Below are 23761 nucleotides of genomic sequence, written 5' to 3' on the forward strand. Positions count from 1 at the left end.
TATCCACGAAGTTAACCGTACGAGTAACCGTCTTTGAAGTTTCCACCCCATCCTTAGGCTTTTCAGGCGTTACGACCTCAGTACCGTGCTTCAAGTAGACATAAAGATTACGCCCACCCTTCGGAACCTCCATGCCGAGTCCCTCAATCACACCATCGGGATGCTTAATCACTGGACCATCAAAGTCAAGGGGAGTATCCAATTCAACGAGTTCCTTGTCCTTAATTTGAACTTCATAGCCTTGTGCTAACAAATCTTCTTGTTTGTTATTATATTCGACCATTCCAGTGATATCATAGGCATGTTTTCCATCTGAAGTGACAGCAACTTCTTTGTTGCTATCATCAACGTCAATGAAATGAACGACATTCGAAGCATCCGTCGTTTTGACATAGTAATGAACAAGCGCTGCTGGCTGTTGGTCAAGCTTAAAAGCCGGCCAAATATTTGACACATCCTGAGCTGTGTAGCCACCAGTTTCCTGTTGATGATACATATAACTTGAGCGAAGCGTGTAGCCGAGGGAAGAAAGATTATCGCTATCAACCGTATACTGATCAGTAAAATTACCGTGTTCTCCCAACAAAGTCATTGGTGAAATTTGCTCACCAGTGTCTTGGTCAACATAGAATTCTTTGATTACTTGTGGGCTGTATGAACCATAAACAGGTTGTGCAAAGCCACGGACAACGTGTTGAGCGGCAGCGAAGTTATCAAAGTTCTTGGCGTCCCAAGAAATGGACAAGCCATAAGTAGCGGAGGCACCGGATTGGTTCAAATCGACTTTGTCATTGACACCAGCATCGGCACCCTTTCCATCAGTGAAAAGTGAGTAATTTTGATCGTTAGGGTGCACATAGTAAGCAAGTTCAACGGCATCATTAAAGTCCGTTACCTGCTGGCCCACTGCGTTCAGATAGTATCCCAGCTTAACGTGGGCTGTGGTACCGTTTGGATAGGTGTAGACAGCATCCTTTAATTGGCTGGTATTGGTAATCCCAAGGTCGGTCAACTTGGCTAAGGTGCCGTCTTGCTTATAAACACCTACTCCGATTGCCTTCAAGATACCATTGGCAGCCGTGTCTCCCTGAGCAGTTGCCGTCACCGTCATAGCAACTTTCATACCTTCGGCAGAAATATCCGAGGCGTTGGCCGTTGGTGTGAATTGGTAAGTACGGTTTTCTTGCCAGTTATCCCAGTTAATGGTTTGCGTCGCCGCATCTGTTCCAAAAGTCTGGGTGTTTTTGTTTGCCTTAGCAGAACCAGTTGTGGCATCTAGTGATTAGCCGTCACCCACTCGGTTGTCAAGTGATTCCTGATTAGCATTCGTTTCTTCAGACTGAGTGGTCACATTCTTGGTAGCATTTGACGATTCTGAAGAATCAGCAGACGCAGTGGTCGTCTCCTTCTTATTCGAAGAGTTGTCTTCCTGCGTATTATCAGTCGCCGTCTTATTAGAATCATTCGTCGTATTCTTCTGATCCTGAGTCGTCGTATCAGTTGTTGACTTTGTCGTTGCCGCACTCTGATCAGTATCCTTGTTGCTAGTGGAATTCGTCGTGCTTGACTGGTCTTGAACAACCGTTTGTGCTGGGGTTTCGTCAGCATTGGCACGGTCAACTTGCGCAAAAGCAGCCATTCCAAAAACAGCGATACCAGCAAAAAGCCATTGCTTACCGGACTTATACATCTTAAAATGCTTTCGTTCTTGAGGCTTTAATTCATTCATTTAGTTTATCCTTTTCCTCATTTCAGATTACTGAAATGTCATAATCAAATGACAACCATTACAGTTACATTAATTATCCTTTAAATGAAGATTAAATTCAATACAAAAAGGAAATAAAGGGTCTAGTTTAGAATGAAAAGAAACAAAGAAATTAAAGGCAAAAGAAAAAAGCCTGCCTAAGCAGACTTTTTAAAAACTAATGAATTAGTCTTCGATTTCAGTAACCGTTCCGGCACCAACAGTGTGGCCACCTTCACGAACAGTAAACTTCAATCCCTTTTCAATGGCAACTGGGGCGATCAATTCAACGTCGAACGTTACTTGGTCACCAGGCATAACCATTTCAACACCTTCAGGCAATTCTACGACACCAGTAACATCAGTCGTGTGGAAGTAGAACTGTGGACGGTAGTTAGTGAAGAATGGCGTGTGACGGCCTCCTTCTTCCTTAGTCAAGACATAAACTTCGGCCTTGAACTTCTTGTGAGTCTTGATTGAGCCAGGGGCTGCCAAAACTTGTCCACGTTCGATTTGGTCACGGTCGATACCACGGAGCAATGCACCGATGTTGTCACCAGCTTGTGCTTCGTCCAAAGTCTTACGGAACATTTCGATTCCAGTAACCGTTGTCTTTTGGATTTCATCCTTCAAACCAACGATTTCAACTTCAGTACCAGTAGTCAAAACACCACGGTCAACACGACCAGAAGCAACAGTACCACGACCAGTGATCGTAAATACGTCTTCGACAGGCATCAAGAATGGCTTGTCATCTTCACGTGCAGGAGTTGGGATGTATTCGTCAACGGCCTTCATCAAGTCCAAGATAACTTGTTCTTGTTCCTTGTCGCCTTCCAATGCCTTCAAAGCTGATCCCTTAATAACAGGAATGTCATCGCCTGGGAAGTCATATTCTGACAACAATTCACGAACTTCCATTTCAACCAAGTCAACCAATTCTTCATCGTCAACAAGGTCAGTCTTGTTCAAGAAGACAACCAAGTGTTCAACACCAACCTGGCGGGCAAGCAAAATGTGCTCACGAGTCTGTGGCATAGGACCGTCAGTTGCGGCAACAACAAGGATGGCACCATCCATTTGTGCGGCACCAGTGATCATGTTCTTAACGTAATCGGCGTGACCTGGGGCATCGATGTGGGCGTAGTGACGTGCGTCCGTTTCGTATTCGATGTGGGACGTGTTGATCGTGATACCACGTTCCTTTTCTTCAGGGGCGTTATCGATTTCGGCAAAGTCCGTAGCGGTCTTTCCTTCTTTTTCAGCCAATACCTTTGAGATAGCGGCAGTCAAAGTCGTCTTTCCGTGATCGACGTGACCGATAGTACCAATGTTAACGTGGGGCTTGTTACGAACGTATGTTTCCTTAGCCAATGTAGTTTCCTCCAAAATTTTATTTCTCGGGGTAACCCCCAAGAAAATCGTATGATTATATTTTACAACGCTTGACGGATAAAAACAACCATTACAAACGCTTTTTCTGGCCGATGAGCCGAATTCAATTATACTAAGTTCTTAATTTTTTGTAAATACTTTTCCAAATGAAAAAGTATCCTGTATTTTTGGTGATTTTTTTCTTTTATGCAGTGTAGTCCAGCCTTTTAAACTTCCAGAATGGATAAAAAGTGATAAACGAGTTCATGTAGTTTGGCTTGATCAGACGATTCTTTTCTCTCCTCATTATCCGGTATGGATTGAAAACGTTGAATATCTTTTTGCATCCAGGCGATTGGATCAGTCACCCGATCGATTTGTGGAAACAGCGCGTTGAATTCAAGCTTCAACTGCTCATGCAACAGTTCAGAGCTAACGGGATCTTCCTGCCCAATGACTTCTTGCAAATAATCCCTTGCCGCTTCATAAGCTGGGTGCGTTAATGGATTGCCCGCATGATTAATTTTTGTCGTGTAGTTTTTCCCATCAATGTAGCGATAAGTCAGTTCCTCATCCACCATCAACGACTGCATATCGATTAAAATAGTCATTCGAATTAGGGGCAAGCAGTCGGGGTCAATTAGTACCTGCTTTGCCGCGTCAAAGTATTCTTCAAAAGGCAGCAATTGCGCATCTTGATAAATTTGTTGTTGCGTAAAGGCGTCGAAGGCTGCTAAATGTTTAAGCTCCCGTGCCCTTTTTTTAATTAGTTCACCATTTTCTTTTCGGGCTTTTTCTTCTGCTTCTTTCAGCCGTTCCAAACGGTTCTCCTGCTTTTCGAAGTCAATCGACCCGAGTGCCAATCGACGGGCGGCAACAAAGGAGCTAGCGGCTAAGCAAAGATCGAAATAAAACTCATAACCCTCCGTGGTCCACATGTATTCCCCAACGAATTCGCGAGCGATTGTCAACGCTGTTTCTGCCTGTCCATTCTGATACAACGCCTTTGAAAAAAGCCAGTTATTTTCAAAGGATCGTTCGTCACCATACACCTCTCCGAGCAGTTCCACAGCCTTTGCAAATTCGTCATCCGCCAACGCTTGCTTTCCTTGGACGATTAATTGATCAAGTCTTGTCATGGTTTCCTTTCACACCGATTGATTGGGATATAAAAAAGACCTAAACGGCCTTTTAAGATTAGTCAGCGGATTTTGTAGCCTGACCATCATCAGTTTTCTTACCTTGGTTTTTTGCTTTTTTAGCTTTCCCTTGGTTCTTTTGGTTTTGCTTGTTAGCAGGCTTTTTGCCCTTCTTATCGGTGTCGTTCTTATGGTGGGGGCGACGATTCTGGTTCACTTCCATCACAACAGGCATCACCATTGGACGGCGCCGTGTTTCATTGAAAAGGAAGCGTGACAACTTTTCACGGACACCGTTCTTAAGTTCGTTCCAATCAAATGCCTTCGCATTTTTTAGGTATTCCTCAATGGCATCAATCGTTATCTTACCAGACTCTTTCATCAAATCCCGGTTAGCCTTCACGTAAACAAAACCACGGGAGGTCATCTTAGGTTTTGAAACCACCTTGCGCTTTTTACGGTCAATGGTTACCACGGTGACAAAGACGCCGTCTTCTGACAGAATGCGACGGTCACGCAAGACAACGTTTCCGATATCCTTCAATGAATCGCCATCAATCATGGTTTCTTCGACGGAAACGGCTCCGACTTTTTCTAAAGTCTCACCATTGTAAGCAATCTGATCACCACGCTTTGCCATGATAATCCGTTCCGTCGCCATGCCAACTTCTTCAGCCGCTTGCTTGGCTGTTACCATCACCCGGAATTCAGCCGAGACAGGAAGAAGTACTTCAGGCTTCAGAATGTTCAGCAAAAGTTGAAGATCTTCCTTCGATGCATGACCAGAAGAGCGAAGGTCTGAAGAAATCTGCTTGACGTTTGCCCCCTTCTTAAAGAGCATGTTACGTGTTTGAGCAACGTAGGACTCAACCGCAAAAGCCGGGTTCGTCGTGATAAAGACCAAATCATTGGCACCGATGTTGACAACGGGGTCTTCCCCCTTTGCCATCTTATGCAAGGCTTTGACAGGTTCCCCTAGCTTACCAGTTTCCAAAACAACGGTTTGAGCATCGGGCAATTGGTCCAATTCCTTGACACTTGCAAATAACTTTTTGTTGTCTTCTGGAAGCTTCAAAAGGCCAAGATCAAGCGCTGTCTTCACAATTTTATCAGCATCGTGCCCAGTCAAGACCAAACGGCGCTTCGTCTTAGCCGTCGCATCAATCACCTGCTGCACGCGCTGGATATTGGACGCCACCGCAGCAACCACGATTCGCTTGCCCTTCGCCTCTTCAAAAGTCTCTTGAATATAAGCGTGAATCTGCCGTTCCGAAGCGGGTGCTTTAACGGATTCTTCCGTTCCCTCTGAATCAGCTAGCAAAGCCAAGACAGGCTTTTGACCGATTTCAGCTAGGCGCTGATAGTTCGTCTGGTAGGCGGCTTCGACCGTCTGGTCAAACTTGAAGTGACCAGTGTACACCACCTGTCCTTCATCAACCGTCATCACGATTCCCAAGGCTTCTGGAATTGTGTGCGTGGTGTTAAAGAAGGATAACTTCACATCACCAAAGTCGATTTCCGTCTTTTCGTTCACGACATGAAAGTCGTCAAACTGATCAATCGCTTTTTCTTCGTTGATGGCAATTTTAGCCAAGGCAATCGTTAGCTCTGAGCCAAAGACCGGTGCCTGAATTTGCTGCAACAAATAAGGCAAAGCGCCAATGGCATCGGAGTGTCCGTGTGATAAGAAAATCCCAGCAATCTTATCTTGGTTCTTAATCAAGTATTCAAAATCAGGAATTACAACGTCAATTCCTAATTGCTCCGTATCCGGATACTTTAGTCCAGCATCCAAAATAAAAATCTCATCGTTAACGGAGACGGCGTACATGTTCTTACCGTTTTCTCGAACACCCCCAAGGGGCAAAATATTCAAATCTGTCATATTGTTTCCTTTGTTTCGTGTTAATTTTTATCACTTGAGCTTTACCATGTTAGTCAAAACTCTTGTCTCGAATTATCAATTACTAATATTCTAGCATACTTCCAGCTTTTGAGCCTAAGACATTCACACGAAAGAAAAGGATTTATTGAGTGATTACCCAACATTTAACTAAAAAGTGACACAAAAAAAGCCACCCGATTGGGTGACTTTTGTTTTATTAAGATTAACGAGAAACCTTAACCGTCTTGTCAGTTGTCGCAGCGTTGCGTTCCTTAACCAAAACGTTTTCCTTCTTCAAAGCTTCCTTTGCTTGGTCAGCAACCTTTGAAAAAGTGTCAAAGTCAGATACGGCCAAATCAGCCAACATCTTACGGTTCAATTGAACACCTGCCAAAGTCAAACCGTGCATCAACTTTGAGTATGACAAACCGTTCATGCGGGCTGCCGCGTTGATACGGGCAATCCACAACTTACGGAAGTCGCGCTTGCGGTTCTTACGATCGCGGTATGCGTACAAGTATGACTTGTAAACTTGTTGCTTAGCAACCTTGTAGTTGATACGACGTTGTCCACGGTAACCCTTGGCCAACTTAATAAACTTCTTACGACGTGCGCGTGAAACTGTTCCACCCTTAACTCGCATGGGAAAATCCTCCTAGAAAATTACTTACTTTACAGACACCCTGAAATTAAAGGGTAGACAACATCTTGGCGTACTTCTTAACCGTTGTCTTGTTCATCATGCGTGTACCACGCAATTGACGACGTTGCTTCTTCGTCTTACCGTGGAAACGGTGTGACGTATAAGCTGAGGCTGACTTGAAGCCACCCTTTGCAGTCTTCTTGAAGCGCTTCGCAGCAGCGCGGTGAGTCTTCATCTTGGGCATGTGTCCATTCTCCTATCGTTTTTCAAGTATCTAAAAGTCGTGTTCTGCTTTAGCCCTTCTTAGGTGCCAAAACTAAGAACATCTGCCGACCATCCATCTTAGCGCGTTGCTCAACCTTGGCAATGTCTTCCAATTCGTTGGCCATCCGTTCTAAGACTTCCCGACCAATATCTTGGTGGGTAATCATCCGGCCACGGAAACGCAAGTTCAACTTCACCTTGTCCCCTTTTTCAAGGAACTTAATGGCAGCCTTCTTACGTGTTTCGAAGTCACCTGAATCAATCACTGGTGACATACGAACTTCCTTAACCTGAACAATCTTTTGGTTTTTGCGTTGTTCTTTTTGACGCTTTTGCGCTTCGAACTTGGCTTTACCCCAATCCATGATTTTGGCAACTGGTGGTTGTGCATTTGCTTGCACAAGAACCAAATCTTGGCCCATGTCATCGGCACGCTGCTGTGCGTCACGCGTTGACATCTCTTCCTGCTTACCATCGTGAATCAGTAAAACCCGACTTGCACGGATATTATCGTTGACTAGATCAACTTGTCTTGGTTGACGTGCTATGGCTCGATACCTCCAAAATATTTTTGTGTGAACAACGAAGAAAAAAGTGGACGAACCGAAGTTCGCCCACCTTACCTGTCTGTACATTGAAGTACAACGTGTATCTGCCTGGCAACGCGAGTCACGAGGCGAGAAGCGGGCGCTTCTACTTGTTCAACGTCATTAAGTATAGACGATAGACGCGACCCTGTCAAACAATTTTAATTCTTTTTTTCTTCTGAGAAGTTCTTTGGCGTCTGCTCGTCATCCGTTACTTGCTGCCCCAAAACAAAGAGTAGCCGACCACCGTAATGGTAGATAACTAAGATGGCGAACTGAGCGAGGGCGAAAAGCCCAACGAAGGCAAACATATGCCGGGAAATGGAATTTTGAATACTGCTAATCACCAGGTCATAGTTCGTAAAAACATCCCAGGAGTTCAACCGTAAGAAACGGCCGAGGTAAATCCCAAACGATGAGATCCAGGACACAACGCCCAGTGTAAACAAGGCAACCAAACCACGACGGTTTTTAAGGAAGTGTCGCATCATAATCTCAAGCGACAAAATACCCAAGAAGACCCCAATAAAGATGCCGGCCGCTAAAACGGAATAGTTAAAGTATTGGTAACGAACATCCAAAGCGGTCGAAATGTACTGTAAGTGGATAAAATCCGTAATCATGTACATAGTGTTCGGAAAGAAAAGCAACCAAAGAACGGAGAAAACCAGTTGACTAATCTTCCATCGTGACACGATGACTAGCAAAGCAAAGTCCAGGGGCAAGAGTGCCAAGAAAACATTCCACATCAAAAAGTCGAAGTGAGTTGGCGTTAAGTACACAAAGGCAATGAACAAAAATACAACCAAGTGAACCATGAGGATATTGTTACGGTTTTTCATTGTCATAGGACGGACCTTTTACTAGTAGATTTTTTTGTTTTTATCAAAAGGATAACAGTACTATTTTAACAGAATTAAGCCCCCTGGTTAAGGGCTTTCACCCCTTTTCTCTTTTTCTTTTCAGTACTTTTTCATATAATGAACAAAAAGAAAGACAGCAAACAAGGAGGAGCTAATGAACGAAGCAACCGAAAGAGAAGCCCTTACCCTTTTAGAAAAGAGTGGGGCCCTCTATAAACGCTACACTCACCCCACCCTTCACCATTTAAACGACACAACGGCACCAAAAGAATTTCTTCCAATGAAGAATCTCTTAATCAGAACGAAGAAAACGGCGCAATTCTATCTCTACATGACCATGCAGGAAAGAATCGACTTTGGCCGCCTAGCAAAGGCATTAGGAAGTACGAAAAGCCAATTACGCTTTGCTTCCGAAGAGGAGCTTTTTGACTTAATGGCTGTTCACCCAGGAACGGTTACCCCACTCGCTCTAGAAAAAGACAAAGATAAAAAAATCCACCTCGTGATTGATCAAGCGATTATTGATGCTGACCAAGTCGCCGTCCATCCGAATCAAAACGAAGCAACCGTTGTGATGACTTGGGCCGAATTTACCAAAGTCCTCGATGAACTTGGTGAGGAATATCAAGTTCTAACGGATTCCCCTGCAGTTTAATAAGACTTTTTCACAGTTTTTTTCTAATGACTTTCGTATCACTTATTGACAAGTATCAAAATCTTAGATAAACTTAAACAGTTGATAAATTGAACCGAAAGGAGGTGCCGGAATGGCTACCCCATCAAACAAGAATTCTAAGTCTCACAAGCGTAACCGCCGCGGACACATCGGTTTGAACGTGCCAAACATTACTTTGGACAAGACCACTGGTGAATACCGCGTTGCTCACCGCGTTTCTCCTTCTGGAATGTATAACGGTAAGCAAGTTACTGATAAGAAGTAATTTTGTTATCGAGTCCCTATTCTGTTAAACAGAATAGGGACTTTTTTTCTTTTGTTTTTCTTAAAAGAACGCCCTTTTGCTCTTTTTAGTCCACTCATGTCTTATAATGATAGTAAGTTAATCAATAAAGGAGGAGCTTATGCCCTTAGACGGCCTTTTTGTCCATGCCCTTGCGCATGAATTAAATCAAACGTTGGCTGGTGGCCGCATTACAAAAGTCCACCAGCCCTACCCGAATGAAGTCATTTTAGTCGTTCGTAATAACAGCACCAATTACCCCGTCTTACTATCAGCTCATCCGGCCTATGCTCGAGCCCAAGTTACTCGGATCCCCTACCAAAATCCAAAGACGCCAACTAACTTTGCCATGTTTTTAAGGCGTAATCTGGAGGGTGCTCGTTTGGAATCGGTTACTCAAGTCGAAAACGACCGTATCCTCCACTTTGCAGTCAAAACACACGATGAATTGGGTGATGAACAAACACTCTTACTAACCCTTGAAATGATGGGCCGCCATTCAAACCTCTTTTTAGTGCGCGAAAAGGATCAACGAATCCTGGAACTAATCAAGCATGTTCCTGCTGATCAGAACCGTGTCCGTTCGTTGATTCCGGGTGCCACTTACGTGCTGCCGCCTGCACAACATAAGGAAAACCCCTTCACTTCAGATTTAGGCGCACTGGCCAAGTTGCTGTTGGACCAGAACAAATCCGACTGGCCAAAAGCCATCCAGCAACAATTCCAAGGATTTTCAAGTCAATCTGCCAAAAACTTAGCCGAGCATCTGGAGGCTGGCAGTGATGCCATGGGGGTGGCAAAGGACTGGCTGAACCATTTCAATCATCCAGAACCGACTTTGTTCCGGTCTGAAAAAGGAAAGCTTTCATACGCCGCCTTTAACTGGAATGAGCCCAATACCCAGGCCGAATCATTTGATACACTTGGCGCGCTCTTAGATGCCTACTTCTCCGGTCAAGCAGAAGCAGACCGTGTGAACCAACAGGCCGCCTCGTTGGTTCGTCTCGTTAAAAACGAGCTTAAGAAGAACCAAACAAAGGAAAAGAAGCTAAATCAGACCCTGTTCGACTCAGAAAACGCGGAAGAGTTAAAGGTAAAGGGCGATTTACTCATCACCTATCCCCACCTCGTTAAAAAGGGAATGACCAGCGTTCAAATCGAAAACTACTACGATGAGAATCGCCTGCTCACCATTGCCTTGGATCCCCGTTTTGATGGCATGCAAAATGCTAACCGTTACTTCCATAAGTACCGGAAACTTCGGCTGGCGAAAGACCACGTACTTGGCTAGCTTCAAGAAACCCAAGCCGAAATCGACTACTTCTTGCAAATCCAGACGCAACTCGCGGTGGCCTCACCAAAAGACGTCGCTGATATCAAAGTCGAACTCATTGACCAGGGTTACTTGAGAGAAAAAACCAAGGTCAAGACAAAGGGCAAGCAAACGCGCAAACCCAAACACGTCATGGGTCAACCAGATCGTTTTACTGCCACCGATGGTACCCTCATCGAAGTTGGAAAAAACAACTTGCAAAACGATCAGTTATCGATGAAAAAGACGAATCGTCAGCGCATTTGGCTTCACGTGCAAAAGTTGCCAGGATCGCACGTGTTAATCGACTCGGATCACCCCTCTGAGCAAACTTTGAAAGAAGCCGCTGAACTAGCCGCCTATTTCTCAAAGGCCCGCGATTCTGCCAATGTGCCCGTTGATTACCTGCCGGCCGGCAAATTACGCAAGCCAAACGGTGCAAAACCAGGTTTCGTTATTTTTGAAGGTCAGCAAACCATTTACGTCACACCGGACCCAACGTTAGTACAAAAATTAAAGAAAGCGAAGTAATAAACAATGAAAGTATTGAAAGAATTTAAGGCATTTATTAACCGTGGCAATATCGTCGACATGGCTATTGGTGTCATTATTGGTGGTGCGTTTACGACTTTGGTCAAGTCTTTCACGAAAAACTTAATCAACCCGTTGATTGGTTTCTTCACCGGTTCCAACCACTCCCTGTCTGAACTAGAGTTACGTCTGTCATCAAAATTAGTTTTTACCTACGGTGAATTCTTAAACGACGTCATTAACTTCTTGATTACCGCCTTCGTCGTCTTCTTACTCGTCAAGTTCCTTTACAAGACGGTGATGAAGCCAAAGCAAGCTGCGGCCAAGACGCCATCCGACGAGCTGGTTACCTTGCGCGAGATCAAGGATTTGTTGGCTTCGCAACAGGGTGTTCAAACAACAACTGCAGACCAAACAGAAACAAAGCAATCAAAATAAGGTCAATAAAAAAAGCCATCGTAACGATGGCTTTTTTTAATTGCTCTTTTAAAGGATTAACGAATCTTTTTCAGCGCCTCATCGATTTGTCCCAAAACAATCTCACGGTTTTTGGGGTCTTCCAAATCGTACTTTTGAAGGTCCACCCGAATCTTTGGTGATTTATCGTAGGAGTCAAACCAACCTTGATAGGCCTTCCACATTTTATGGTAGTACTGGTAAAGCTCGTCATTGTCTTCAAACTGCTCGTAATCGCGACCACGCTTTTTAATACGGTGTAGAATCGTTTCAAAGTCCGCATCGGCATAAACCATTAAATCAGGTGCCTTCTTGGGCAAAGCATCCAATTCGGCCATCATTCGTGAAATTAGGTTATGGTAAACGTCCATTTCCATGTCCGAAATATTGCCGTCCTTGTGGTTCTCCTCGGTGAACAATTCATCTTCATAGATTGAACGGTCAAGCACGTTATTGTCATCAGCCAAGGCCTTTTTAATCATCGAAAAGCGACGGTTTAAAAAGAAAATCTGTAGTAAGAAACCATACTGCTTCGGATCTTTATAGTAAAGTGGCAAAACAGGATTGTCCCCAACCGGCTCAAAAAAAGCTTGGGTTCCAAAATGCTCTGCAATCAACTCTGTTAAGGTCGTCTTCCCGACACCAATCATCCCCGCTGTAATTATCACCATATCTACTCCATTTCCATTTCATTTCGCCTATCTCGGGCGATTGTTAACCCTGAACCAGCAGTTTCAAACCTTTCGAAACTAGTTCAGAAGTAGTGCCACTTTCACCAACCAAACTCTTTTTAACCTTAGTCAAGTCACGGCTAGCATACCCCAACGCTTCGAGGGCCGCCAGTGCGTCTTCAAGGTTCGAACGGTTGGCAGCCGTTTCGCTTGCCTCTGCAAAAGTCGTGGTCGCTTGCTCGGCCAAGGTTGAAAAGTCAGCCATTTTACCAGCCAAATCCAAGACAATTTGCTGAGCAGTCTTCTTCCCAACACCGGGAAACTGCGTTAAATAATCAACCTGGCTATTTTCAATGGCCGCCACCAAGTCAGCCGGCTGAGCACCGGCCAAAATGGCAAGGGCCGACTTTGGTCCAATCCCAGACACATTTAACAATTTAACGAACAATTGTTTTTCAACAACCGTCGCAAAGCCGTAAAGTGACAGCTCCGTTTCCCGCACGATTTGTTCAACGAAGACTTGGGCTTCCTGGTTCACTTCAAAATGGTAGGGGTTCGCCGGATAAATGCGATAACCCACCCCGTCCTTAGTTTCCAGGACAATGGCTCCGGGAGCAATTTGCGTAATCCGCCCCTTTAGATATTCGTACATGTTCCCATCCTTTTAAGGTAAGACGTTTGTCTTTTGTTTCTGCAGGTCAAAGTAACCTAATTCGTCACTTTTCGCCTTGTCCCAACTAACAAAGTCACTGTACTTAGCGTTCGTGATAATTCGTTTTGTGGTATCTGGGAACAAACAAGTCACGATGGTTAGCTTGGCCTTTCCGTCAATGCGGTCTTCGGGATTTAGGACGGACCCATCGTTTTGATCAACGGTCGTTTGTCCCGTGACTTTGTAAGTATAAATACCATTTTGGTTAGCGAGGTATATCTTAGTTCCGTTCAACCAATCCGAAGTACCAAGCTTACCGTTGGAATCCTCGTATGGCTCGTTTTGCTTTAATTTCTGTTGCAGGGCGGAAAAGCCAGTGTACCCGTTATCCCAGTTATGGGCGGCAAGCGTATAGTTTCCCTGCCCCATCACGGGAACCGGGCCATCCTTTTGAACCGTGTTCGCCCCCTTGTCTAAGGCGACTTTGGAATAAGCGTTGTCATAAATAGGCAAGAGAATGGAAAGCTTTGGAATCGCGACGTAGCCTTGTTTCGATAGGTTCAGCCCCTGCTGATCCTGTTTGGCAACGGCTGCCTTCAATTCCTGCCGTTCTTTTTTCGAGTACTTTCCCTGCTTTTGGGTTAGGACCTTGTTTGTGGTTTGCTTGACTTTTGAAGTGGCTGGCTGGCTTTGAATCCATTGCCAGGCGAGTACCAAAATCAAAACAATGGTTAGCAGCCCAAAAAAACGATGCAGAAACTTGCGGACTTTTTCATTCATTCCCTTACTCCCCCTTTTGCCTCACCTCCAGTGTACAAGAAAAAGATGACAGCAAAAGAACTTTTATAACAATTTTTGTAAAATAGTTTTCAAGACACCGTCGTGATTATTATCAGCAACGGCCTCGTTAAAGTGTCGGCCAAATAGTAGCGGATCCGCGTTTGGCATGATGTAGGGATGACCCACGTAGTTCAACATTTCCAAGTCGTTCAAGCCATCCCCAAAAGCCGCCATCGCTTCTTTGGAAACCGACAAACGCTTCCCTAAATCAGCCAGTGCCACGCCCTTGTTAACGTTTGGGGCTATCAAATCAATGGCACCATATCCCGAAGTCGTCACGTGAACCGGCAGCTCCATCCCTTCAATTTCTTGAATGAAGGGAAGCTCGTAATCCGGGATATTCACCGTCATCTTTAGAATTGGTTCGTCAATTTCGGCTAAATCGTCAATGATGGTCAGCGACTTGAAGTAACTAGCCGCTTTATCATGACCCAGCCCCCAAGTGGCTTGGTGACGTAACATAAAGGCTTTTTCGGTGCCCGTGAAGACCAAGCCCATCGCGACTCGGTCTTCAAGAGCGTTAACGGCGTTCACCACCGGGGCAAACGCTTCTGGTTGAATGGCATAGGTAGCGAGAACTTGCCCCGTGGCCGTCACAACCTCAGCCCCATTATTGGCAATGAGGGTGTAACCCTGGTCAACACCGTCGAAATAGTGTTGCACTTTGGCCGGGTGATTACCGGTTGCCACCACGAAGGTCACGCCAGCGGCTTTGGCCTTTTTCACCATTTCTTCATACAGCTTTTTATCAAAGCCTTTTTCGTCATTTAAAAAAGTCGCATCTAAATCCGTCGCAATTAACTGAATGGCCATGACTTTCTCCTAGTAATTCCACTAAACGATTTGCCGAAAATAGTTTATTTCTTACCGCGCTTTTTCTTCATCTTTTTCATTCGACGAGCAGCCTGCTTCATGGCAAAGTTTTGAACCTTTTGACCAAAGTTGCCACCCGGCATCCCGGCGCCCCCCATCATGGAGGACATGTCCATACCAGCACCACCCATCATCTGTTCCATACCAGAGAAGTTTCCCTTCGTGGCCTGGTTCATCATCTTTTTCATTTGGTCAAACTGCTTTAGCATCTTGTTGACCTCGACGATGGGGCGACCAGCTCCAGCCGCTAAACGACGGCGACGAGACGGGTTCAACAAATCAGGATTTTCCCGTTCCGCCTTGGTCATGGAAGACACAATGGCTTCCATGTGGGTAAAGGTCTTCGGATCGATGTTCAGATTCTGCAAAGCAGGGTTGCCGGCCATTCCAGGAATCATCTTGATCAAATCTTCCATTGGTCCCATGTTTTGAACTTGACGCAACTGGTCAACAAAGTCGTTGAAGTCGAAGGTGTTTTGACGCATCTTCTCCAACTGTTCGGCCTGCTTCTTTTCATCGACGTCACGCTGTGCCTTTTCAATAAAGGTCAGCATATCCCCCATGCCAAGAATACGGGAAGCCATTCGGTCTGGGTAAAAAACATCCAAATCGGTTGGCTTTTCCCCTTGTCCAACGAACTTAATTGGCTTACCGGTCACATCGCGGATTGAAAGGGCGGCACCACCACGGGTATCGCCATCCAACTTGGTCAAAACAACACCGGTCAAATCCAAAGCGTTGGCAAAGCCTTCGGCCGTTTCCGTTGCGTTTTGTCCGGTCATGGCGTCGACTGTCAGCAGGATTTCATCTGGCTGGGCAATCGTTGCAATGTCCTTTAATTCAGTCATCAATGTTTCGTCAATTTGCAGACGACCGGCCGTATCAATAAAGACGTAATCGTTCTTATTTGCTTCGGCCTGCTTTAGACCATGCTTTACAATCTCACGTGGGTCAACGTCCGTTCCTTCAGAAAAGACCGGAATATCCAGGTCTTTCCCCAAGACTTCCAACTGATCGATGGCGGCTGGACGGTAAACATCGGCCGCAATCAAGAGTGGACGGGCCTTGTTTTCCTTCTTCAACTTATAGGCCAATTTAGCGACCGTTGTCGTCTTACCAGCTCCCTGCAAACCAGCCATCATGATGACCGTTGGAATCTTATCCGACTTATTGAGGGGAACAGCTTCCTCACCCATTAGGGCCGTCAATTCATCGTTAACAATCTTAACGACTTGTTGGGGAGCGTTCAAACCATCAAGAATTTCGGCACCCTTCGCCTTTTCCCGAATGGCCGCGATGAATTTCTTAACCGTTGGATAAGAAACATCGGCTTCAAGGAGGGCCAGACGGATTTCCTTCAAAGAGGCTTGCAAATCCTCCTCATGAATCTTGCCCTTACCCGTTAAGTTTTTCAACGCCTTTGACAAGCGTTCCGTTAAATTTTCAAAAGCCATTGTCTGCTGACTGAGCCAAGCGCTCAGCTGCCTCCTTCTTAATTAATTTCTTGGTTCACCATTTGATCAAGCAACGCTTTTAGATGGCTATCCTTTTCATAGTGATTGCCAACGTAGGCGAGCAGGTCTTCTTCCAACGCCTGTCGTTTTAACGAATCATGGTACAGTGACAAAACCGCTTCGTAGTGCTCAAGCACTTCGCAACCCTTCTTCAGGTTGTCGGAAACGGCCTGCCTTGAGACATGCTCTTCTTCGGCAATTTCAATGATGGAAAAGTCGTCTTCATAATAATAACGCAAGTACGCTAATTGCTTTTTTGCCAATAACTCACCATAAAATGAGAGTAGGGCGTTGATTTTGTTTTTATATTCGATATCCATTAGGATTTCACCAGGTCTTTAAAAAGACCATAAACAAAGTCCTCTGCTGAAAAGACACGCAAATCGCTCGCCTTTTCCCCAAAGCCAATCCACTTCACGGGTAGATGCAGTTGGTCACGAATAGCAAAAACGATTCCGCCCTTTGCCGTTCCGTCCATCTTAGTGAGGACAAGACCGGTCACTTCGGAAGAATCCTTGAATAGCTTTGCTTGCTGCAAAGCATTCTGACCGGTTGTTGCATCCAAAACGAGCAACACTTCTTGCGGAGCATCTGGCAAGACTTTTTTAACCACACGGTTCATCTTAGCCAATTCTTGCATCAAGTTGACGTTGTTTTGTAAACGGCCAGCAGTGTCCACAAAGAGCATGTCGACCTGTTCTGCCTTAGCTCGCTCAACCGCTTGATATACAACGGAAGAAGGGTCCGCCTTTTCAGGTCCGGTAACCACCGGTACCTGCGCACGTTCTCCCCATTCCTGAAGTTGTTTGACTGCGCCAGCACGGAAAGTGTCGGCTGCCGCCAACATAATTTTCTTTCCTTGATCCTTATATCGCTGCGCCATCTTTCCCACCGTCGTGGTCTTTCCAACACCATTAACCCCGACAAAGAGAACCACCGTTGGTTGACCAGCTGGAGCGAAGTGCATGTTTTGGTCCTCGTCCTTGCCTTGTTCCTCGTATGATTCCACCATTATCCGAATAATCAGTTCACGAATGTCTTCCTTGCTTTTTAGGTTTTCCAACTTGGCTTCTTCACGAACTTGGTCAGAAATTTGAATTGCCAAATCGAAACCTAAATCAGCACCAATCAGGGTGTCTTCAAGATCTTCAAAGAATTCTTCATCGACGGAACGGAAATTAGCCAAGAACTTGTTAAAGCGACTAGCGAAACCCTTCCGAGACTGTGTCAAGCCCTTTTCGTAGACGGCCTGTTCATTATCATCGGTAGCTGATTCCGTTTTATCTTCAGCCGCTTCTGTATGCTTAACTTCATCGTCAACGACTGTTTCATTCGACTCAACCACTTCACTCTCAGCATAACGCTCGGTCTCATCAATTGATTGCTCGTTCGTTTGATTTTTTTCTGCAACCTGATTCCCATCAGTGTTGTCTTCCGGTAGCGTAAGGCTGTCTTCTTCATCAGCCACCGCTTCTTCTGCGCCATCGGTTCCTTGCACAACCACCGCTTGATTGACAGTCACCGTTTCGTCAGCAGCGACTGACGCCTCTGGCTCTTGGTTAGCCGAACTGTCCGTCTTTGCCGTTGCATCTTCTGGCTGAGCAGATTGTGGTGCTTCCGCCTCAACCGGTTCTTCCTGCTTCTTCTTTTTAAAGATATCAAAAAGTCCCATACGAGCCCTCCTTTAGGCGAGTTTCTCTTCCGCTTGTTCCAGACTAACCGCCACCATCTTGGACACACCGGCCTCTTGCATGGTTACGCCATAGAGGACGGATGCCGCTACCATTGTTCCCTTTCGGTGCGTAATGGTAATAAATTGTGTGCTGCCTCCGAAATTCTTTAAGTAAGCAGCAAAACGATCAACGTTGGCCTCATCCAAGGCAGCCTCGGCTTCATCCAAGACAGCAAACGGCACCGGACGAACCTGCAAAATCGCAAAGAGCAACGAAATGGCCGTCAACGCCTTTTCGCCTCCGGAAAGAAGTGACATCTGCTGAAACTTCTTGCCAGGTGGCTGGGCCTTAATATCGATACCAGTGGTGAGGAGGTGTTCCGGATCAGTCAGTTCAATTTGAGCCTGACCACCGGCAAACATCTTGGTAAAGACGTCCTTAAAGTGTTCCGCTACTTGGTCAAAGGTCTGCTTAAAGCGAACCTGGACTTCCTGATCCATTTCATCAATCGTTGCTTGCAAAGTTGCTTTTGCTTGGTTCAAATCCTCTGCTTGCTGCGTCAAGAATTCGTGACGTTCCTTAATCTCATCATACTCTTGTATGGCGGCAACGTTAACGGGTCCAAGCGCGTTCAATGCACGTTTTGTCTCAGCTAATTCTTGGTTGATCTGCGCATCGGTCAGCTCCGATTGCTTCACATCCTCTTTGCTTTCAACCGTTAAGCCATAGGTTTGCTTAAGACTCGCCACTTGCTTTTCCAACTTTTCTTGACTCGTCTGTAAGCGATGGCTAGCATTGGCCTGCTCAACCGTTTGTTGATTAACGGCCTCTTGCTCTTTTTCTAACTGTTCTTCTAGGATGGTTACCTGCTGTCCCAGAGCTAACAGGCGATCGGCCAATTCTTGGGAACGGGTTTGATCCATTGTCAGTTCCGCTTCCAAGGCTTGGAGCTGTTCGGACAAAGCCGGACCGTTAGCGGCTTGTTCTAAGCGCTGGCTAATTTCTTCCTGACGCTGCTCCAATTCGTTTTGCTGGCGCTGCAACTCCTGCACCAGGGCTTGCAAGCGTTTCTTATTTTCTGAAGCCGCTTCTAATTTAGCTGAAACCGTCGCTGCCTCTGTCTGAAAGCCAGCCTTTTCCTCTTGGTAAGCGGCTTGCTCTTTCTCAAGCCGTTCGATTTGTTCTGACAAATCTGTCGTTGTCTCTTCTAATGCTCGTTGCTTCTTTTCCTGCGTCAACAAAGCCTGCTTTGATTCAACCAGTATTTTTTGTCCATCTTCTTTCTCAGCCTTTAAATCAGCCAGGTCCAGGGTCAGCGTTTGCAGCTTGGTTTCCGCCTGTGCAAGTGCATCTTTCAAAGTCGTCAGTTGGTAATCAACTTGATTCCCCTGATTCTCGAAGTCATAAAAAGCCGTTTGCTGCTCTTGCAGTTCGTCGGTCAACTGGTCCACTTTCGCTTGCCATTGACGACGCTTTTCTGACAGTTCCTGCAGAATCGCTTCCTTTTTGACCAAGGCAGCTTCTTTTTCCTTTAATTCGGCCTGCCGAGACAAAACCGACGGCCCCTGCCGGTGGTTGGCACCACCAGTAATCGAACCGCCAGCGTTGACCAACTGCCCATCGAGAGACACGACCCGCAACCGATTCTGGCAAGCCTTAGCCACGCGAGTGGCGGCATCTAAATCGGTCACAACCAATGTCGTTCCCAGTAAGTTCGACAGGATATTTTCCATGCCTTTTGGCATGGCAACCAAATCACTGGCCACGCCCAGATAGCCACTTTCCTGTTCAGCTCGGTATGTATCGCGAGCGCTACGAGCCCGAATGCTTTCTTCAGGTAACAGCGTCACACGACCCTTTCGGTTCTTAGTCAAATAGGCAACAATTGCTTTGGCCGTCCGTGTCGAATCAACCACAACGTTTTGCAAAGCACCTCCGAGAACGGTCTCAATCGCTTTGGTATAACGACTTGGTACGTCAATCAGTTCAGCGACAACCCCTCGAACACCCGGAAAATTCCGCTTGACGGCAGGCGCCATCAAGTTTTTAACACCCTGGTAGAAGCCAGCGTATTCATCCAAAGAGGACTCAGCCTGGTAAAGCGAGCGGACTTTATCCAAGTCATAGGCTGCTTGTTGCCATGACTTTTGTGCTTCTTGGTAAGCTTCCTTCGCCATGTGCAACTGTTGTTTACAAGTGTCAATTTTTTCAGCGTATGGATTTTCGTCGGCTTTTTTTTCTGGATGTTCAAGCTGGTAGTCTGCAAGTGCCTGCTTGGCATTCGAAAAGACGCTTTGCGCCTCTTGCAGAGCAGCCCGCTTCCGCTCGGTCTGTTCCGCGTTTTGTGCCAAGGACTTTTCTTCAAAGGTCTGCTTATTGTGCAAGGTCGCTAATTCTTGCATCACTTGCACATATTCTTGCCGTTTGGAGGCAAGCGCTTCTTTGACCCGGTCGATTGATTCCTGACCATGTTCTTGGTCAATTCGTTGGATGGTTTTCTTTAATTCCATCCGTTTATCGGCGAGCTGCCGTTCCTCAGCATCCGCTTCGGACAAATTGCCAGCGGCCTCTTCCCCCTGACGCTGCAAGTTCGTCAGTTGTTCGGCCAAAGTTTGGCTTTCATGGCGTAGCGTTTCCGCTTCCTGAGAAGCCAACTTTTGATTCCCAATCAGCTGTTCTTTTTGCTGTGTCTTGGTCAAGATAGCCTGTGCTAACTGGTCCTTTCCCTCTTGCACCGCTGTCAAAGTCGTCCGAGCATCAGACAATTCGGTTCGCTTAGAACCCAAGTCACGTTGCTTGTCTTGTAAGATTTGGTTTACTTCTTCAAGTGAGCTTTTCTGGTTAACCACATCTGCCTGCAGGGAAAGAATGGACCGCGTGAGGCGTACCTGATCAAGCTTCTCAAAATTCTCACGCTTTTCAAGGTATTTTCTTGCCGTTTGGGCCTGCTTCTCCAAGGGGAGCAAACGACCCTCTACTTCGTGAACAATGTCGGCCACACGGGCTAAGTTGTCGTCCGTTACCGCCAAGTCTTTTTCCGCTTGGTTTTTATTTTGTTTGTATTTATAAACACCGGCAACTTCTTCAATGATTCCCCGTCGTTCTTCCGGCTTGGCGGAAAAAATTTTTTCCACCTGTCCTTGGGAAATAATGGAAAAGCCATCGCGACCCAAACCAGTATCCATAAAGATTTCATGAATATCTTTCAGGCGACACTCTGCACCGTTCAGTTGGTAAGACGATTCACCAGAACGGTAGAGCCGCCGAGTGATGCGCAATTCTGAAAAATCCGACTGAATGTAGTGATCAGAGTTATCAAAGGTAATCGAAACCTCTGCTCGGTTAAGGGACTTCCGGTCTTTTGTTCCAGCAAAAATAACGTCCGCCATTTTGTTACCGCGCAAGTCCTTTGCGGACTGCTCACCCATAACCCAGCGGATCGCCTCGATAATATTTGATTTACCGGAACCATTGGGTCCAACGATTCCGGTCATCCCGTTTTGAAAGTCAATCACGGTCTTGTTGGCGAATGATTTAAAGCCAACAATCTCCAGCGTTTTTAATTTCATACACTTCTACTCAATTTATTCAGCTAAATCGACCAATGCTTGTTGCGCCGCGGCTTTTTCAGCATCCTTGATGGAAGAGCCAAATCCATAGGCTAAAATACGACCATCAAGCGCAACTGACACCTTAAAGAGTTGACTATTGTCTTCGTTTCGTTCTTCCTCTTCGATTTGGTAGGTGATATCAACGGTTCCCTTTGCCTGCAACTTTTCCTGCAAACGGGATTTAAAGTCAATGAACTGGTCGAAGAAATTTTCATCAATGGCGGCAAAAACAGTCTGGTTCAAAAGGGAGACAACCGCTGCTTGCCCTTGATCGAGAAACAGAGCACCAATAAAGGCTTCCCAAATATCTTCAAGTAATGAAGGACGTTGACGCGCCCCATTCATTTCCTCTCCTTTACCAAGACGGATGGCCTCGTTCAAGTGAATTACCTGTGCGAAGTGAGCAAATGACTTGGTTTGAACCATGGTGATTCGCATTTCGGTCAGCTGTCCTTCATCCCAATCTGGATAACGCTTAAAGAGATATTCGGTAACGGACGCCTGCATAATGGCATCCCCTAAAAATTCGAGTCGTTGATAATCGCGCCCCGTCTCTTTTGGGTTTTCATTTAAAAAATTACGTTGGGTTAAGGCTTCTTTGAGCAAATCGAGGTCATTAAAACCAATCTGATAATGCTCGCCTAAATAAGATTTAAATTCTTCTGGTGACAATTTTGTCTTCCTCTCCTGTTTCAATTACTTCATATTATACCAGATTTAAGCCGCCATCTTTCCGTGACTCCATTGAAAAAAGCCAAGAAAACATCCGCTTTCCTGGCTTCATTTCTTTATTGATTAGCTAATTCCTGAACAGTTTGAACAAGTTGTTCAACATAACCATCAACAAGGTCCGGTGTTTTGGCTTCCGCCATCACCCGGACGAGGTTTTCTGTCCCAGAAGGTCGAACAAGCACACGACCGTCCCCAGCCATTTGCTTTTCAACTTCTTCAATCTTTTCCTGTAGAGCTGGGGCAGCCATGATGGCGTTCTTATCCGCAACTTCCACATTCACCAGCTTCTGTGGATAAATGGTTACTGGTTCGGCGAGCTCTTGAAGGGAACGACCCGTTTCTTTCATTACTTGCAACAGCTGCAAAGCTGTGAGCAACCCATCGCCAGTCTTTGCCCAGTCACGGAAAATAATGTGACCAGACTGTTCACCACCAAGGTTATCATCGTCTTCCAGCATTTTTTCCATGACGTAGCGGTCACCAACCTTCGTTTTCACTGAAGACATTCCCTCAGCTTCCAAGGCCTTATAGAATCCGATGTTCGACATGACCGTTGACACAACCGTCTGGTGCTTCAAACGTCCTTGGTCGTTCATAAACTTGGCGGTGATGTACATAATCTTATCACCATCCACAATGTTTCCTTCGGCATCGACAGCAATCAACCGATCACCATCGCCATCGAAAGCTAATCCAGCATCAAAGTTGCCTTCCTGAACCATCTGAACAAGGGCTTCTGGATGAGTCGAACCAACGTGGTCGTTGATGTTCAACCCATCGGGTTCAGTTCCCATCGTCTCAAAGTCCATTCCCAAGTCAGCAAAGAGACGCGGAAGCAAATCCGAAGTGGCGCCATTGGCACCATCCAAGGCAATCTTGAATCCTGAAAGATCGGATGGAATCGTCTTTTGCAAAAAGGCCAAGTATTTTTGAGCACCTTCTTGATAGTGCGAAACCGTTCCTAAACCTTCTGCTGAAGGACGTGGCAATTGATCACCATCGTGACCATCGAGAATGGCTTCGATTTCAGCTTCCAAATCGTCTGAGAGTTTGAAGCCATCCTGTCCAAAGAACTTAATCCCGTTATCCTTTGCAGGATTGTGAGACGCTGTGATTTGAATCCCCGCATCTGCTTCGAGTGCTTCAACTAAATAGGCAACGGCGGGTGTGGTAATGACCCCTAGATTCAAGACGTCAACACCAACGGATAGGAGTCCGGAAATCAAGGCTTCCTGAAGCATTTCAGAAGAAATTCGGGTGTCTTGTCCGACAATTACAACCGGCTTCTTATCAGGGTTGTCATTGTGGCGGGTCAAAATCGCCCCACCAGCCCGACCGAGTGAAAGCGCCAACTCAGGAGTTAACCCCTGGTTAGCGACCCCTCTCACCCCATCGGTCCCAAAATATTTTAACTGCTTTTCTGTCATTGCTTTAT

The 23761-nt window shown here is 45.9% G+C and carries 21 protein-coding genes, 2 pseudogenes and 1 other annotated feature; of the genes and pseudogenes, 4 read left to right on the top strand and 19 right to left on the bottom strand.

The features are described 5' to 3' along the window. The 9 genes and pseudogenes from IV71_RS06390 to IV71_RS06430 form a co-directional block, all read right to left on the bottom strand. Positions 1-1123: pseudogene (locus IV71_RS06390) on the bottom strand (hypothetical protein); the annotation flags it as partial. A gap of 159 nt (positions 1124-1282) precedes the next feature. Continuing rightward, complete coding sequence (locus tag IV71_RS06395) at positions 1283-1729, bottom strand: KxYKxGKxW signal peptide domain-containing protein (protein ID WP_010691833.1); 447 nt, start codon at positions 1727-1729, stop codon at positions 1283-1285. A gap of 204 nt (positions 1730-1933) precedes the next feature. Further along, positions 1934-3121, bottom strand: a complete 1188-nt coding sequence (gene tuf, locus IV71_RS06400) for an elongation factor Tu (RefSeq protein ID WP_010691831.1) — start codon at positions 3119-3121, stop codon at positions 1934-1936. Positions 3122-3348: 227 nt separating this feature from the next. Then, complete coding sequence (locus tag IV71_RS06405; protein ID WP_010691829.1) at positions 3349-4260, bottom strand: hypothetical protein; 912 nt, start codon at positions 4258-4260, stop codon at positions 3349-3351. 58 nt (positions 4261-4318) lie between these two features. Further along, positions 4319-6145, bottom strand: coding sequence for a ribonuclease J (locus IV71_RS06410; protein ID WP_056995046.1), 1827 nt, complete (start codon positions 6143-6145; stop codon positions 4319-4321). 223 nt (positions 6146-6368) lie between these two features. After that, positions 6369-6788, bottom strand: a complete 420-nt coding sequence (gene rplT / locus IV71_RS06415; RefSeq protein ID WP_010691824.1) for a 50S ribosomal protein L20 — start codon at positions 6786-6788, stop codon at positions 6369-6371. A 46-nt stretch (positions 6789-6834) separates the two neighbouring features. Beyond that, positions 6835-7032 carry a 50S ribosomal protein L35 gene (gene rpmI, locus IV71_RS06420; protein ID WP_010691823.1) on the bottom strand — a complete coding sequence of 66 codons (198 nt, stop codon included), beginning with the start codon at positions 7030-7032 and terminating at the stop codon, positions 6835-6837. 49 nt (positions 7033-7081) lie between these two features. After that, positions 7082-7687 carry a translation initiation factor IF-3 gene (gene infC / locus IV71_RS06425; protein ID WP_218015517.1) on the bottom strand — a complete coding sequence of 202 codons (606 nt, stop codon included), beginning with the start codon at positions 7685-7687 and terminating at the stop codon, positions 7082-7084. After that, positions 7633-7757, bottom strand: a sequence feature (ribosomal protein L20 leader region). (Overlaps the previous gene by 55 nt.) Positions 7758-7800: 43 nt before the next feature. Beyond that, entirely contained in the window at positions 7801-8487 is a 687-nt protein-coding gene (locus tag IV71_RS06430) for a DUF1361 domain-containing protein (protein WP_010691821.1), read from the bottom strand. Between the two features lie 169 nt (positions 8488-8656). Between IV71_RS06430 and IV71_RS06435 the strand changes: the two genes are divergently transcribed. From IV71_RS06435 to mscL, 4 genes and pseudogenes are all read left to right on the top strand, one after another. Then, positions 8657-9157 carry a YbaK/EbsC family protein gene (locus tag IV71_RS06435; protein WP_010691820.1) on the top strand — a complete coding sequence of 167 codons (501 nt, stop codon included), beginning with the start codon at positions 8657-8659 and terminating at the stop codon, positions 9155-9157. Positions 9158-9269: 112 nt separating this feature from the next. After that, on the top strand, positions 9270-9443 hold the full coding sequence (gene rpmF, locus IV71_RS06440) for a 50S ribosomal protein L32 (RefSeq protein ID WP_010691818.1): 174 nt from the start codon (positions 9270-9272) through the stop codon (positions 9441-9443). A 139-nt stretch (positions 9444-9582) separates the two neighbouring features. Continuing rightward, positions 9583-11304, top strand: a pseudogene (locus IV71_RS06445) (NFACT RNA binding domain-containing protein). Between the two features lie 6 nt (positions 11305-11310). After that, positions 11311-11742, top strand: a complete 432-nt coding sequence (mscL, locus tag IV71_RS06450) for a large-conductance mechanosensitive channel protein MscL (protein ID WP_056995047.1) — start codon at positions 11311-11313, stop codon at positions 11740-11742. Positions 11743-11798: 56 nt separating this feature from the next. On the opposite strand, the gene IV71_RS06455 is transcribed toward mscL, so the two are convergent. The 10 genes from IV71_RS06455 to glmM all read right to left on the bottom strand — a co-directional run bounded on the left by IV71_RS06455 (position 11799) and on the right by glmM (position 23753). Further along, positions 11799-12431 carry a deoxynucleoside kinase gene (locus IV71_RS06455; RefSeq protein ID WP_010017545.1) on the bottom strand — a complete coding sequence of 211 codons (633 nt, stop codon included), beginning with the start codon at positions 12429-12431 and terminating at the stop codon, positions 11799-11801. A 43-nt stretch (positions 12432-12474) separates the two neighbouring features. Then, positions 12475-13083, bottom strand: coding sequence for a Holliday junction branch migration protein RuvA (gene ruvA, locus IV71_RS06460; RefSeq protein ID WP_056995048.1), 609 nt, complete (start codon positions 13081-13083; stop codon positions 12475-12477). Positions 13084-13095: 12 nt separating this feature from the next. Then, positions 13096-13863, bottom strand: coding sequence for a class A sortase (locus tag IV71_RS06465; RefSeq protein ID WP_010017542.1), 768 nt, complete (start codon positions 13861-13863; stop codon positions 13096-13098). A 63-nt stretch (positions 13864-13926) separates the two neighbouring features. Next, positions 13927-14736 carry an HAD-IIB family hydrolase gene (locus IV71_RS06470; RefSeq protein ID WP_010017540.1) on the bottom strand — a complete coding sequence of 270 codons (810 nt, stop codon included), beginning with the start codon at positions 14734-14736 and terminating at the stop codon, positions 13927-13929. A 44-nt stretch (positions 14737-14780) separates the two neighbouring features. Then, entirely contained in the window at positions 14781-16250 is a 1470-nt protein-coding gene (ffh, locus tag IV71_RS06475; RefSeq protein ID WP_010017539.1) for a signal recognition particle protein, read from the bottom strand. A 38-nt stretch (positions 16251-16288) separates the two neighbouring features. Next, the gene (locus IV71_RS06480; RefSeq protein ID WP_010017538.1) at positions 16289-16630 is read right to left on the bottom strand and encodes a hypothetical protein; all 342 of its coding nucleotides are present in this window, start codon (positions 16628-16630) and stop codon (positions 16289-16291) included. Further along, the gene (ftsY, locus tag IV71_RS06485; protein ID WP_010017537.1) at positions 16630-17982 is read right to left on the bottom strand and encodes a signal recognition particle-docking protein FtsY; all 1353 of its coding nucleotides are present in this window, start codon (positions 17980-17982) and stop codon (positions 16630-16632) included. The genes IV71_RS06480 and ftsY overlap by 1 nt, the downstream gene beginning before the upstream one ends. A 12-nt stretch (positions 17983-17994) precedes the next feature. After that, positions 17995-21552 carry a chromosome segregation protein SMC gene (gene smc, locus IV71_RS06490; protein WP_056995049.1) on the bottom strand — a complete coding sequence of 1186 codons (3558 nt, stop codon included), beginning with the start codon at positions 21550-21552 and terminating at the stop codon, positions 17995-17997. Between the two features lie 15 nt (positions 21553-21567). Next, a complete protein-coding gene (gene rnc / locus IV71_RS06495) occupies positions 21568-22266 on the bottom strand; it encodes a ribonuclease III (RefSeq protein WP_010017535.1) in 699 nt (232 codons plus the stop codon). Positions 22267-22382: 116 nt separating this feature from the next. Further along, a complete protein-coding gene (glmM, locus tag IV71_RS06500) occupies positions 22383-23753 on the bottom strand; it encodes a phosphoglucosamine mutase (protein WP_010017534.1) in 1371 nt (456 codons plus the stop codon). Between the last annotated feature and the right edge of the window lie 8 nt (positions 23754-23761).

This window comes from Fructobacillus fructosus KCTC 3544, assembly GCF_001438695.1.
Taxonomy (GTDB): domain Bacteria; phylum Bacillota; class Bacilli; order Lactobacillales; family Lactobacillaceae; genus Fructobacillus; species Fructobacillus fructosus.

Bases quoted from the DNA above. Each gene is read 5' to 3' on its own strand.
- rpmI (WP_010691823.1), bottom strand. From the start codon at position 7,032: ATGCCCAAGATGAAGACTCACCGCGCTGCTGCGAAGCGCTTCAAGAAG.
- ftsY (WP_010017537.1), bottom strand. From the start codon at position 17,982: ATGGGACTTTTTGATATCTTTAAAAAGAAGAAGCAGGAAGAACCGGTT.
- rpmF (WP_010691818.1), top strand. From the start codon at position 9,270: ATGGCTACCCCATCAAACAAGAATTCTAAGTCTCACAAGCGTAACCGC.
- ffh (WP_010017539.1), bottom strand. From the start codon at position 16,250: ATGGCTTTTGAAAATTTAACGGAACGCTTGTCAAAGGCGTTGAAAAAC.
- rplT (WP_010691824.1), bottom strand. From the start codon at position 6,788: ATGCGAGTTAAGGGTGGAACAGTTTCACGCGCACGTCGTAAGAAGTTT.
- IV71_RS06480 (WP_010017538.1), bottom strand. From the start codon at position 16,630: ATGGATATCGAATATAAAAACAAAATCAACGCCCTACTCTCATTTTAT.
- IV71_RS06395 (WP_010691833.1), bottom strand. From the start codon at position 1,729: ATGAATGAATTAAAGCCTCAAGAACGAAAGCATTTTAAGATGTATAAG.
- IV71_RS06410 (WP_056995046.1), bottom strand. From the start codon at position 6,145: ATGACAGATTTGAATATTTTGCCCCTTGGGGGTGTTCGAGAAAACGGT.
- ruvA (WP_056995048.1), bottom strand. From the start codon at position 13,083: ATGTACGAATATCTAAAGGGGCGGATTACGCAAATTGCTCCCGGAGCC.
- glmM (WP_010017534.1), bottom strand. From the start codon at position 23,753: ATGACAGAAAAGCAGTTAAAATATTTTGGGACCGATGGGGTGAGAGGG.
- IV71_RS06470 (WP_010017540.1), bottom strand. From the start codon at position 14,736: ATGGCCATTCAGTTAATTGCGACGGATTTAGATGCGACTTTTTTAAAT.
- IV71_RS06430 (WP_010691821.1), bottom strand. From the start codon at position 8,487: ATGACAATGAAAAACCGTAACAATATCCTCATGGTTCACTTGGTTGTA.
- IV71_RS06455 (WP_010017545.1), bottom strand. From the start codon at position 12,431: ATGGTGATAATTACAGCGGGGATGATTGGTGTCGGGAAGACGACCTTA.
- IV71_RS06435 (WP_010691820.1), top strand. From the start codon at position 8,657: ATGAACGAAGCAACCGAAAGAGAAGCCCTTACCCTTTTAGAAAAGAGT.
- IV71_RS06465 (WP_010017542.1), bottom strand. From the start codon at position 13,863: ATGAATGAAAAAGTCCGCAAGTTTCTGCATCGTTTTTTTGGGCTGCTA.
- mscL (WP_056995047.1), top strand. From the start codon at position 11,311: ATGAAAGTATTGAAAGAATTTAAGGCATTTATTAACCGTGGCAATATC.
- IV71_RS06405 (WP_010691829.1), bottom strand. From the start codon at position 4,260: ATGACAAGACTTGATCAATTAATCGTCCAAGGAAAGCAAGCGTTGGCG.
- smc (WP_056995049.1), bottom strand. From the start codon at position 21,552: ATGAAATTAAAAACGCTGGAGATTGTTGGCTTTAAATCATTCGCCAAC.
- infC (WP_218015517.1), bottom strand. From the start codon at position 7,687: ATGTACAGACAGGTAAGGTGGGCGAACTTCGGTTCGTCCACTTTTTTC.